The sequence below is a fragment of the Halorubrum sp. Boch-26 genome (assembly GCF_029889805.1).
Taxonomy (GTDB): Archaea; Halobacteriota; Halobacteria; order Halobacteriales; family Haloferacaceae; genus Halorubrum.
Map to the genome: position 1 here is coordinate 15,628 of NZ_JARANT010000033.1, position 11,402 is coordinate 27,029.

At 65.6% G+C, this 11,402-nt stretch carries 11 protein-coding genes and 2 tRNA genes; 2 read left to right on the forward strand and 11 right to left on the reverse strand.

The features are described 5' to 3' along the window. Positions 1 to 1,140: 1,140 nt before the first annotated feature. The 9 genes from OQF71_RS06775 to OQF71_RS06815 form a co-directional block, all read right to left on the reverse strand. Complete coding sequence (locus OQF71_RS06775) at positions 1,141 to 1,914, reverse strand: hypothetical protein (RefSeq protein WP_280586661.1); 774 nt, start codon at positions 1,912 to 1,914, stop codon at positions 1,141 to 1,143. A gap of 407 nt (positions 1,915 to 2,321) precedes the next feature. Continuing rightward, positions 2,322 to 2,885: a hypothetical protein gene (locus tag OQF71_RS06780; RefSeq protein ID WP_345781994.1), complete on the reverse strand. Its 564-nt coding sequence runs from the start codon at positions 2,883 to 2,885 to the stop codon at positions 2,322 to 2,324. 145 nt (positions 2,886 to 3,030) lie between these two features. After that, a tRNA-Val gene (locus OQF71_RS06785) sits at positions 3,031 to 3,105 on the reverse strand. Positions 3,106 to 3,354: 249 nt separating this feature from the next. Further along, positions 3,355 to 3,633, reverse strand: a complete 279-nt coding sequence (locus OQF71_RS06790) for a hypothetical protein (protein ID WP_280586664.1) — start codon at positions 3,631 to 3,633, stop codon at positions 3,355 to 3,357. A 136-nt stretch (positions 3,634 to 3,769) separates the two neighbouring features. Further along, the gene (locus OQF71_RS06795; protein ID WP_280586666.1) at positions 3,770 to 4,303 is read right to left on the reverse strand and encodes a cob(I)yrinic acid a,c-diamide adenosyltransferase; all 534 of its coding nucleotides are present in this window, start codon (positions 4,301 to 4,303) and stop codon (positions 3,770 to 3,772) included. Then, positions 4,300 to 4,539: a glutathione S-transferase N-terminal domain-containing protein gene (locus OQF71_RS06800; protein WP_280586667.1), complete on the reverse strand. Its 240-nt coding sequence runs from the start codon at positions 4,537 to 4,539 to the stop codon at positions 4,300 to 4,302. The genes OQF71_RS06795 and OQF71_RS06800 overlap by 4 nt, the downstream gene beginning before the upstream one ends. Before the next feature lie 89 nt (positions 4,540 to 4,628). Next, complete coding sequence (locus tag OQF71_RS06805; protein ID WP_280586669.1) at positions 4,629 to 5,027, reverse strand: thioesterase family protein; 399 nt, start codon at positions 5,025 to 5,027, stop codon at positions 4,629 to 4,631. A gap of 84 nt (positions 5,028 to 5,111) precedes the next feature. After that, complete coding sequence (phoU, locus tag OQF71_RS06810) at positions 5,112 to 5,786, reverse strand: phosphate signaling complex protein PhoU (RefSeq protein ID WP_280586670.1); 675 nt, start codon at positions 5,784 to 5,786, stop codon at positions 5,112 to 5,114. Between the two features lie 352 nt (positions 5,787 to 6,138). Continuing rightward, positions 6,139 to 6,213: transfer RNA gene (locus OQF71_RS06815), tRNA-Val, on the reverse strand. A gap of 207 nt (positions 6,214 to 6,420) precedes the next feature. Here OQF71_RS06815 and OQF71_RS06820 point away from each other — a divergent pair. After that, entirely contained in the window at positions 6,421 to 7,563 is a 1,143-nt protein-coding gene (locus OQF71_RS06820; protein ID WP_280586671.1) for a M24 family metallopeptidase, read from the forward strand. Positions 7,564 to 7,608: 45 nt separating this feature from the next. Here the strand turns inward: OQF71_RS06820 and OQF71_RS06825 are convergent, their stop codons facing one another. Continuing rightward, on the reverse strand, positions 7,609 to 9,021 hold the full coding sequence (locus tag OQF71_RS06825) for an NAD(P)/FAD-dependent oxidoreductase (protein WP_280586672.1): 1,413 nt from the start codon (positions 9,019 to 9,021) through the stop codon (positions 7,609 to 7,611). Between the two features lie 201 nt (positions 9,022 to 9,222). On the opposite strand from OQF71_RS06825, the gene OQF71_RS06830 reads away from it, so the two are divergent. Next, the gene (locus OQF71_RS06830; protein ID WP_280586674.1) at positions 9,223 to 10,578 is read left to right on the forward strand and encodes a sodium-dependent transporter; all 1,356 of its coding nucleotides are present in this window, start codon (positions 9,223 to 9,225) and stop codon (positions 10,576 to 10,578) included. A gap of 60 nt (positions 10,579 to 10,638) precedes the next feature. Here OQF71_RS06830 and OQF71_RS06835 read toward each other — a convergent pair. After that, the coding region (locus OQF71_RS06835) for a glycerophosphodiester phosphodiesterase family protein (protein WP_280586675.1) at positions 10,639 to 11,402 on the reverse strand (764 nt) is incomplete at its 5' end.

Here is an 11,402-nt window from a genome sequence, read left to right on the forward strand (position 1 = left end):
ACGGCGTAGAGGGAGTCATAGAACAGCTAGCAGCCAAGAAGAAGAGTGAACGCTGAGGTGATATGAGCTCAACGACCCTGTAATATAATCTCTCCCGTGACAGCGACCTCGGTCGCGGCCGTGTACATAAAAATGTCAAAATAATATAAAATAATTTAAATGGTATATGACAAAAGTCGTTTTTCGATGTGCGCTTATGGTAGTGTCGTACGGGTACCGCCACTGTTTCTACTCTCTGTGGTTGCATTCACCGTAGCCGCACTCGCCTGTTTTGTACGTCTCGCACAGCGTCAGCGTATCACCGACTCCGATACGCGACGACGCGTATGGGCTCCGCTACTGACACGCAGTGGATGAGCGACTCAAACTCGGGTAGTATACGCTTGGACCGGTAGTCGGGTACTGTTCGGAAAAGCGGATTCCGTGCGAAAGCGAACGATCTCAGCCACTCGGTAACTGTTTGTGCTTCGGCGTCGTTAAAATAGTACTCAATCTGGTATTTCACTCGTCACCTCATAAAACAAATACGTACTGCCGTTCCGATTTTCCCGTCGTTCGCACCTGAGATAGAGGTCACGTTTGTGACAGGCTCGCTGAAATGGAACCGCGCCAACGACGAAACATCGCGTCATCCACGTCGCGTTTTTGACCGGGATCTGGTAAAAACGGATTCGCGATCACGTTGAATATCGTCGTTTCAACGTTAATAACACGAATTATTTGAGTTAATTCGACAGCGGAGTACAGACAATATTTTTGTCGTCACGCTGAATCACCGTTTGTCAACCGCAACGTGATTCAGACCCCGATCAGTTTCCGGCCGGAGATCGATTTGGAGATCCAGTCGTGAAGATTGATCGACCCCGACCAACACCAGATACCTCAAGAAGAATAGTAGTGTTTAAAAGCGATAGGTATATAAATAAATCAGAATACGACGTTTCATCAGCGTCCGTGTGGTTCATTCTATCTCTCCGTCAACCGTCATATTTCGAACTACAAGTGAACCGTCGGCTGCGTGGAAGGCCTCTGTTTGGCTGCCGAACGAATTAGCTATTGCTCCGCGAGGTCCCGTAGCGACCGCATCTGAACAGGGGAGATGGTACCGACCGAGTGTTTCAACAGGCGCGAGTGAGCCAACTAGAGTTCAGGCACCTGTGACGTATCGACTGACTCGGGTGTTGACCGTCCTGGAGCGCCTCGTTCGTCACCCAGTTGGCGGTACGCCGACGCGATGATCGCGTAGTACGGCAGGAAGAACACCGTCGTGAGAACGACCGTTACGACATCAGCGGCGACCGGCACGCCAGCGAGATCCAACAGCGGTGCGACACCACCGATGACCCCGCCGAACAGGGCGGACACGACGACGAGGACGCCGAGCCTGAGTCGAGACCCGCGAGCCAATCCCCAGCTTCGTTTGAGGCTACCGATGATGCCGAGATCTTCGACGGCAACGGCGAAGATGAAAAACAGGAACGAGGCCGCAAAGAACAGCCCCGGTAAAAACAGGAGGAAGAAGCCAATCATCACCGTGATGCTCACGATCAGTCCACCGACCAGCGCGATTGCCGTGGCTCGCCCGAGTCGCTGCGTCGCCGTCGCGGGGAACGTCGACATCTCGCTCAGTGGCTGAGCAAACGTTCGAGAGAGGATCACAAAGTACGCCGAGCTCAGAATAATGAGCGCACCGAACAGAGCGAGTCCGGCAGTTCCGGATATCGGAAGCGCGAGCCCGGCGTTGCGGCCAAACTGCGCCGCAGCTTCGGGCGGGAGATACCCGAGAACAGCACTGTTGACAGCTGTTTGAATCCCGAACTGAATCACGAGGAACCCAACGAAGAGGATTCCGCCAGTACGAGTGAGTGTACGCCGAATGCCGTCGCTAACCGCATGGCTGAGTTGGAGGGCCATACAACCAGAACTCTACAGTGCACTCTGATAAAATTCCCGAAATAAAACCGATAGTCACAGTTTGACAGGGGAAGATCCGAAGACGAAAACGTCGGATGCGGCGTGAGCTATTCGAGGCGAGTGCACTTCGATAACATCGACGAGGACTCTCCGTTCATCAGCTTCCGTAGCGCCATCGCTGCAGGCTGAAACACGTCCTTCCCTTCGTCGGGGAGGGAACGTCCCTTCGCGGTGTGTCGAAGGACCGCGCCCAAACGGTGGGAGTCCTCTCAGTTCGGGATTGAGGAGTTCGTGCTCTTCACCGAGGGCGTCCCCGCCTCCGTCTCGACGGGCGACGTCATCCGCGCGAAAGTCACGTCGTTCGACCGCTGGCACGCCCCCGCCGACACGGCGTTCAACGGCTGCGTTTAGTACCGCGAGAAGTTCTCGTCCGGGTAAACGTGTCCGTCGGCGAGGTCCACGACATCCAGCGTCGCCAACCGACTCAGCCGCGAGGCGGCGTCGTCCTCGTCGAGTCCCAGTTCGACCGCCCGCGAGAGCACCCGCTCGCGTGTCGGCACCGATTCCATGAATCCGTCGTCGGCCAGCGCCATTTCCTCGGCGATGACGGCTTTCAGAATCGCGCCGTGTTCGCGCTTCGATGGGGTCCGGTCGTTACCGGTCCACTCCACGGAGAGCGTCCCGTCGTTGTTGACGTGCGAGACGACGAACCCGTCGGGGAGCGTCTCCGACATCGTGGCGACGAGTGCCGCCCGGTCGAGTCGCGCCGCGAACCGATACCGGTGTCCGTCGGCCGACTGCCCCGTCACCTCGACGTTCGCCCCGTTCCGTTCGACGGCGTCGGTCACCGTCGCCGCCAGTCGCTCCCCGATCTCCGCGGCCGTCTCCTCGCGCTTTCTGGCCGCCTCGGCCGCCTCGCTCGCTGACGTCTCGTACGCCTCCATTCGTTCGTGTAGCGGTGTGCTGTCGATACAGTCTCACTCGGAGCAAACGAATTACCTCTTGTGCCGATTTGCGGGCTGCTGGAGCGGATGCGCTGACTGTCGGTAATGAAAACGAGGCTGAAGCCGACGGCTGCGCGTGGTTCGGTTCCGTCACGGTCACGAAGCGACCGTATGGGTTGGGGCGGATTCGAACCGCCGACCTGCTCCGTGTGAAGGAGCCGTCATAACCTGGCTAGACCACCAACCCGCTCGTATCGAAGTATCCGATGTCGGGACTTAAGGGTTACTTTGTCGCGAGGATTCCGGCTACCGAGCGACTCACGCCTCGCTCGTGACCCACGAACTCCGTTTTCTCGGAGGCGTGCGCCGGTCATCGCGATCCTCCTGTACCCCTCACTGTTCAGCGGGCCGAACCGGTCGACCACCGACGTGTACGTCGTGGTCCCCGCCGACGAGCGGCTCGCCACCGGTACGGAATCCGCGGAAAGCTGAGGAACTACTCCTCGGCGGCGTCGTGGCCGCGGTACTCTTTCACCCGCTCTCGGGCGGAGGCGACCGCCTCGCGGGCCTCGCCCTCAGCGCGCTCCTCTAACTGTTGCAGGTCGGCCTGGATCCGATCCAGCCGCGAGGGCTCCGGCTCCTCCGCTTCCTCCTCGACGCCGACGAGTTCCTTCACGCGGGCCTCGACCGGCTCCAACTCCTCGACCACGCCCGCCTTCGCGTGTTCTGCCGCGCGACCGAGGTAGTACCGTGCATCTTCGAAGTGCTTACTCATATTTGTCCTTTAGAGAGCGACGGATATAGCTTTTGTGGCCACACCGCGAGGACAGGATAGGGTGCACCCCGGCTCGGCGTGGCCCTGTCAGTCGATTCGGGGGGGGTGAAACGGGAGAAAGGACCGCACGCGAGCGTCAGTACGACGGCGACTCCTCGGGCTCGCCGTCGCGCGCGTTCGCGACCCGGCCGAGCGTGAACAGCAGGTCCGAGAGGCGGTTGAGGTACGAGACTACCGTTTCGTTGATCGGTTCGGAGCGCGCGAGCTCGACGACCCGGCGCTCGGCGCGGCGCGTCACGGTCCGGGCGTGGTGGAGGCGCGCGCCAGACTCGCCCCCGCCGGGCAAGACGAACGAGGTCAGCGGCTCCAGCTCCTCGTCGAAGGCGTCGATCCGGTCTTCGAGGGACTCGACGAGCTCGGGCTCGACCTGCGGGTCGCCCGGGTCAGGGTCCGGATTGGCGAGGTCCGCCTGCACCACGTGGAGGTGGTTCTGAACCGTCTCCAGCAGCTCGTCGAGATCGTCGTGGTCCGTCGGGCGCACAGTCCCGATCAGGGCGTTCGCCTCGTCGACGGTCCCGTACGCCTCGATACGCGGGCTCGACTTCGACACGCGGCTCATATCTCGGAGGTCGGTGTCGCCCTCGTCGCCGCGTCCGGTGTAGATCGTCATGCGAGGGTCCGTTCGACGTACTCCAAGATGTTCGCGCTCTCGGCCATCGTCACGCCGCGCCCCTCGTCGATCAGGACGGGGACGCCGCGCTGGCCGCTGACTCGCTTCACCCCGTTGCGGTCGGAGTGGAGCGCGTCGACCCACTCGGTCTCGTACTCGATCCCGGCGTCGTCGAGCGCGTCGGACACCTTCTCGCACCACGGACACCCGTCGAGCGCGTAGAGTCGGACTGCCATACTCGACCGATCGGCGCGCGGCGGCAAGAAGGTACGGAGTCGGCGATACATCCCCCGGCGCGCGACCGGTCAGTCGCGGTCCGAGAGGCCTACAGATCGTGGTACGACGCCATACCCTCGCGGAACGCGGGCGGGATCGGCGCGGGTTTGCCGGTGTCGGGGTCGAGACTGACGAGCGTCGCCTCGCCCTCGGCCACGACCGCGTCGTCGACCCGGAACTCGTGGGTCATCGTCACGCTGGAGCGACCGAGCTCGGCGACGTCGACGTCGACTTCAACCGCCCCGTCCGTCAGCTCGACCGGCCGCCGGAAGTCGAGGGAGAGCGACGCCAGCACCGCCGACACCTCCGAGAGGTCGGCGTCGAGGACGTCGCGGAAGTACTCGGTCCGGGCCTGTTCGAGGTACGTCGCGTAGACGGCGTTGTTGACGTGGCCCATCGCGTCGATGTCGCGGAAGCGGACGTCGATCTCGGTCGTGTACGTGCTCATGTCGGGTCGTCCGCGGGGAGGGATTTGTAGGCGTCGGGATCGGTCGGCGACTACGAGCGAACGGGCGAATAAAAGAGGCCGCCGTCAGTACAGTAGCTCGTCGTCGTTCTCGATCATGTACAGCGACCGCGCGGCGATGTTGACCGCGTGGTCACCGACGCGTTCGAGATCGCGGATCGTGAGGAGGAGACGCGAGACGTTCCGCATCGTCCCCTCCACGTCCGCCTCCTCGCGGAGCTCGTCGCGCTCGATGAGGTCGCGGACGACGAGGTCGCTCGCGGCCTCGCAGGCGGCGTCGATCTCGTCGTCGGTCTCGGCGACGGCGTAACACAGTTCCGCGTCCGACTCCGCGTACGCCTCCATCGCGTCCTCCAACATCGCCAGCGTGTCTTCGCCGATGCGCTGGACGTCGACGTCGGGGAACACCTCGCGGTCGGCCTGCTTCGCGTACTCGCCGAGGTTCGTCGCCAGGTCCGCGATCCGTTCGAGGTCGGTGATGATCTTGAACGAGGCGGCGATGAACCGCAGGTCGCCCGCCACCGGCTGCTGAAGCGCGATGAGGTCTGTGCAGTTCCCCTCCAATTCGAGGTACAAGTCGTTGATCTCGGCGTCGCCGGCGATCACCTCCTCACCGAGCTCACCGTCCTGTCGCTCCAAGGCGTCAAGGCCCATCCGGAGCCGCTCCGCGACGACCTCGCTCATATAAAGCACGTCGTCGCGAAGCTCCTCCAACTTCGACTGGTACTGTTCGCGTGGCATCGTGTTGGCGTAATCGCCTCTCCGGACGTATAAAAACACGTCGGCGACCGCTTGATCGGTTTCGGCGATTCCGCTGCGGGAATACACCAGCACGAGCGGGAAGCCTCGCGACGCTGCGCGGCGTGCGGAGCTGTTGTACAGTGTCAACGCGAGTGTACAGTGTCAACGCGAGGGCGCATGAATCGAAGCCAAGCCGCTCTGCTCGCCGTTGCGAGGAGTCAAAAGCGGGTGGGGCGGATCCGAACCTCAGTCACGCCGTTCGCTAACGCTCGCATCGTTCTCCGCTTCAAATCCGCAGCACCGTTGTGCCGGCACGCGCTGCTCTCGCTCGTAGTTATGATGGCGAGAAAAGTGGGTTGGGGCGGATTTGAACCGCCGGCCTCCTCCATGTCAAGGAGGTGTCATAACCGGACTAGACTACCAACCCGAGGGGGCTTACTGACGCATTTCGACGTATCCGGGGGACATAATTGAACCTTTCGTTTCGAGCGCCGACGGCGTGGCGCGGTCTCCCGATCCGGCGTCGCTCCCGCGTGGCGATAGCGCGCCGCGATACCGGGGAACTCCCGGCCGCGTCGACGGCGAGTCGGCCGGCTTTCGACCGTTTTTACTGCATTGACGAGAGTCGGCCGGTATGGTTGATCTCGCCGCCCGCACCGACAGGCTCGACGCGTACCTCGACGAGCGCGGAGTCGAAGCGGTCTGGTTCGCCAAGCCGAACGGGTTCGCGTGGCTCACCGGCGGCGACAACGTCATCGACGCGGACGCCGACGTCGGGGTGGCAGCCGCCGGCTACGACGGCGGGCTCCGCGTGATCACGGACAACATCGAGGCGGAGCGGCTCGTCGACGAGGAGCTCCCCGAGGCGGTCGCCGTCGAGTCGTTCCCGTGGCACACCGACTCGCTGGCCGGGGCCGTCGCGGAGCGCTCGCCCGCGCCCGCCGCGGCCGACTTCGACGTGCCGGGGTTCGAGCGCGTCGACGGGAGCCGGCTGCGCCAGCCGCTCACCGACGACGACGTCGAGCGCTACCGCGAACTGGGCCGAGAGGCCGCCGCGGCCGTCGAAACGGTCTGTCGCAACCTCGAACCCGAGGACCCCGAGTACGAGGTCGCCGCCGGGATCGACATCTCGCTCGCCTCCCGCGACGTCGACACTCCCGTCGTGCTCGTCGGCGGCGCGGAGCGCGCACAGCGCTACCGCCACTACGCCCCGAGCGACGCGAGTCTCGGGGACTACGCGCTCGTCTCCGTCACCGCCGAGCGGGCCGGACTCTACGCCTCCTTGACGCGGACCGTCGCTTTCGACGCGCCCGACTGGCTGGAGGAGCGCCACCGCGCCGCGGCCCGCGTCGAGGCGACCGCGCTCGCGGCGACCGAAGCCGCGGCCGCGGGGAGGCTCGCGGACGCGGCCGGCTCCGACGCCGCGGACGCCACCCCCGACACCGCCGGCGACGTCTTCGCCGCGATCCGCGAGGCGTACGAGGCCGTCGGCTTCGCCGACGAGTGGCGGCAACACCACCAAGGCGGCGCCGCGGGGTTCGCGGGCCGCGAGTGGTTCGCTACGCCTGGGAGCGACGATCCGGTCCGGCAGCCGATGGGCTACGCGTGGAACCCGACCGTGCAGGGCGCAAAGAGCGAGGACACCCATCTCGTCGCGCCGGATTTCACCGAGACGCTGACGAAGACGGGCCAGTGGCCGACCCACGAGGTCGAGCCGGTCGACGTGGAGGGAGTCTCTGCCGAACCGCGGGAGCTGACGGCACCGGTTATCCGGTGACTGCGGACCGGAATCGCCGGACGCAACGAGGGCGGCCTCGACGGACTAGTAGACGTACTCGCTTTCGTCGATACCGACGTAGTCCTTCTTGACGCGGCGCTTGTTCCACTTGTAGCCGAGCAGCAGCTTCACCGACTCCCAGCCCGAGCGGTACGGCTGCGCGAGCAGGCCGTCGCCGGCCTCGGCCGCGAGCATGGCGTCGGCGGCGCCGATGATCCGGTTCCAGTCGTCGGGCTCGTAGTCGGCGACCATGTCGGCCATCGTCACGTTGCGGACGATCTCGTCGCCGATCGCCTCCTTCCAGCGGCGATTGTAGGGGGCCATCTCGCCCGCGGCGGCCAGTTCGCCGGCGATCGCGCCGGTTCGGACCGCGACGTGGTCGCCGCCCTCGTGGAAGGCGGAGGTCGTGCCCATCGCTCCGCCGACGACCGCGATACCGGCGTCCGTCGGCGAGTCGATGGGGCGCGTCGAGGAGATGGGGTACGTCTCCGTCCCGTTCCGCTTGCCCGCCTGCTCGACGAGCGGGAAGTCGTCCTCGATATCGTACTCGTCGCCGTACTGCCACTCCAAGAGCCGCCGGATGTACTCGCCGCCCTGCGGTACCGACTCGTCGTCGGACTCCAGCAGGGCGTACGCGTCCCGGTCGAACTCGTCGATGTCGAGCCCGATCGGCATCGTCAGCCCGATCCGGCAGACGCGGTCGTCGTTCGGGAAGATCCACGGGTACGCCGTCTCGCCGGGCATCACGCCCCACCAGAAGACGAGCGCGTCGTTCACCTCCTCGTACACCGCTTCGGGGACGCGTCGGTACTCCTGGTACGCGATGTGGTTCGCCGTGCGCGAGGCGAGCCGCTCGGAGGCGGCCGCGTCCGCGGGGAGGTATTCGTCGAGCACTCGGTTCGTCAGGGTGCGCTGCGGACCGTCGGCGAGCACGAGGAAGTCGGCCCCGACCGACTCGCCGGAGGCGAGCTCGACGACGTGACGGGGATCGCCGCCCCCGTCGGCGCCCCCGGTCCCGGCGCTCGGATCGACCGACAGGTCGGTGTCGACGCCGCGGACCGACTCGCCGGCGCGGTACTCCGCCCCGGCGTCCTCCGCCCGGTCGCGGAGCCAGTCGTCGAAGCGGGCGCGCTGGAAGGTGTAGCCGAACTTGTCGTACGACGAGTCGATACCGGTGGCAGTGAGCGTCGCCGCCTCGTCCGGCCCGCGGAACTCGGCGCGGGTCAGCTCCCGCTGAACGACGCCGTCGTCGAACTCGTCTGGGTGGATCCCCATGATGTCGACCCAGTAGTCGAGAATTCCCGCGGCGTCAGTCGAGTCGGGACCGAGTCGGTCGCGGTCGGCCCGCGGCACCCCTTTCTCGAGGACGAGGGCGTCGGCGCCGCCGGTCGCGGCCGCGTGCGCTGCGGAGGCGCCGGCCGGACCGCCCCCAACGATAGCGACGTCTACGCGTTCCATATCCCGTGAGGTAACCCTCCGGCTATTAAATTCACGGTCCCCGACCGATCGAACGGAACGCGGCGGCCGGGGCGACCGCGCCGACCGTCGGCACGGCGCGCTCGGTCTCGTATCGCCCGTCGAATCATCAGGGACGTTAATAATGGATTCAGCGGCGGAAAGACACGTTTTTAGACCGCAACGGAATTCCTCCGGACACAGATGGCACGCGAGACATGGGCGACGCGGGCGGGGTTCATCCTCGCCGCGGTCGGTAGCGCCGTGGGGCTGGGGAACATCTGGCGGTTCCCGTTCATCACCGGCCAGTACGGCGGATCGTCGTTTCTGATCACCTACCTGGCGTTCGTCGCGCTGATCGGGTTCCCGGCGATCCTCGTCGAGTTCGTGATCGGCCGTCGGACCGAACTGAATCCCGTCGGCGCGCTGCGGGAACTCGGCAGCGGCGCGTGGTCGTACGCCGGCTGGCTGTTCGTCGTCACCGGCTTCATCATCCTGTCGTACTACAGCGTCGTCGCCGGCTGGTTCCTCCGGTACACCCTCATCGGACTCACCGACGGGTTCACCGTTACCGACCCGGCCGAGGCGGAGGCGTTGTTCGGAACGGTCTCGACCGGCCTCGACACCCTCCTCTTTCACGCCGTGTTCATGGCGCTCGTCATCGGTATCATCGCCGCCGGTGTCAGGCGCGGAATCGAGCTGAGCGTGAAGGTGATGGTGCCCGCTATCCTCGTGTTGTTGCTGGGGCTGGCCGCCTACGGATTCACCCTCGACGGCGCGAGTGCGGCGTACAGTTACTACCTGTCGCCGGACTTCGGAACGATCGCGGCGAACTGGACCGAGATCCTGCCCGCCGCCGCCGGGCAGGCCTTTTTTACGCTCTCGCTCGGGATGGGCGTGATGATCACCTACGCCTCGTACCTGGGTGAGGACCGGAATCTGGCGTCGGACGCCGGCGTTATCGCCGCACTCGACACGCTCGTCGCCGTCCTCGTCGGATTCGTCGTCTTCCCCGTTCTGTTCACGGTCGGGATCGAACCGGGAACGGGCGGCCCCGGTGCGATCTTCGTGAGTCTCACCTCGGCGTTCGCCGGGATCCCCGGCGGCCGCGTCATCGGGATCGTGTTCTTCGCGATGGTCGGGATCGCGGCGCTCTCCTCCGCGATCAGCATCCTCGAAGTGCTCGTCTCCTACCTGATCGACGAGATCGGCGTCGCTCGGATCCCGGCGTCGGTCGCGCTGGGCGTCGCCGTCTTCCTGCTCGGCGTGCCGGTGACGATCGACCTGATCTTCCTCAGCCTGTACGACCTGCTCGCGGACGGGATACTGCTCGTCCTCGGCTCGCTGCTGCTCGCGCTGTTCGTCGGCTGGGTCATTCCGGACGCCGCCCGCGAGGAACTACGAGAGGGGATCGCCGACATCGGCGGCCTCGGCGACGCGTGGATCTGGGCGGTCCGGATCCCGATCGTTCTCGTCGTGATCGTCTCGCTATACCTCGGGATCGTCGACTACGCCGGGTTCCTCACCGGCGACTTCGCCGAGTGGCTGGCCGCGCGGTAAGCGAGCCGCACCGGGCCGCGAACGATTTTTTAAATATCGACCGCCGCCTCGGCGGGCGACTCAGTCGCGCAGCAGCGTCGAGTAGTCGGCGATGACCCCGTCGACGCCCGCCGCCGCGAGCCGGTCGGCCTGATACCACGTGTCGACGGTCCAGACGTTCACGGCGCGGCCCTCGTCGTGCGCGGCCGCGATGAGGTCCGGTTCTCCGTTCTCGGCGGGCTCGCCGAACCGCTCCGCGTCGAAGAACGGCGTGCCGCGGATCGCGTCGAACGGGGGATGGACCGCCGCCGCGTCGTGCTCGCGGGCGATCGCGAGCCCGTCCGCGATCGACTCGGCGAACAGCGGGGCGACCGGCCGCGACGACAGCTCCCGAACCGCCGCGAGCGCCCCCTCGCAGAACGACGAGAACAGGAGGTCGTGGGGGTGTTCCTCGGCGACGCCGAGCACGCGCTCGACGAACGGGCCCCAGACCGCCGTCCGGGCCGCGAGCGCGTCGGCAGAGAGCTTCTCGTCGGGGCGGAGATCGCGCCGGCCGGAGTTCTTGAGTTCGACGTTCACGCCGACGGCCGGCGGGATCGCGTCGAGCACGTCGGCGAGCAGCGGGACGGTCGCCCCGCTGTCGAGCACCTCGGCGCCGGTGACGGTCGCGGTGTCCGTCTCCCAGACGACGCCCGTCGCGTCGGTGAGCCCGCGGTCGACGACGGTACCGGAATCGTCGCGTTCGCCGCGGCCGGAGAGCTCCGCGTCGTGAATCACGACCACGTCGCCGTCGGCGGTGGGCATCGCGTCGGATTCGAACCAGTCGGCCCGGCGGCCCCCCACGG

Excerpts from the sequence above, each read along its gene's own strand:
- OQF71_RS06825 (WP_280586672.1), bottom strand. The coding sequence starts at position 9,021 with ATGGAACGCGTAGACGTCGCTATCGTTGGGGGCGGTCCGGCCGGCGCC.
- OQF71_RS06820 (WP_280586671.1), top strand. The coding sequence starts at position 6,421 with ATGGTTGATCTCGCCGCCCGCACCGACAGGCTCGACGCGTACCTCGAC.
- OQF71_RS06795 (WP_280586666.1), bottom strand. The coding sequence starts at position 4,303 with ATGACGATCTACACCGGACGCGGCGACGAGGGCGACACCGACCTCCGA.
- OQF71_RS06805 (WP_280586669.1), bottom strand. The coding sequence starts at position 5,027 with ATGAGCACGTACACGACCGAGATCGACGTCCGCTTCCGCGACATCGAC.
- OQF71_RS06830 (WP_280586674.1), top strand. The coding sequence starts at position 9,223 with ATGGCACGCGAGACATGGGCGACGCGGGCGGGGTTCATCCTCGCCGCG.
- OQF71_RS06800 (WP_280586667.1), bottom strand. The coding sequence starts at position 4,539 with ATGGCAGTCCGACTCTACGCGCTCGACGGGTGTCCGTGGTGCGAGAAG.
- phoU (WP_280586670.1), bottom strand. The coding sequence starts at position 5,786 with ATGCCACGCGAACAGTACCAGTCGAAGTTGGAGGAGCTTCGCGACGAC.
- OQF71_RS06775 (WP_280586661.1), bottom strand. The coding sequence starts at position 1,914 with ATGGCCCTCCAACTCAGCCATGCGGTTAGCGACGGCATTCGGCGTACA.
- OQF71_RS06790 (WP_280586664.1), bottom strand. The coding sequence starts at position 3,633 with ATGAGTAAGCACTTCGAAGATGCACGGTACTACCTCGGTCGCGCGGCA.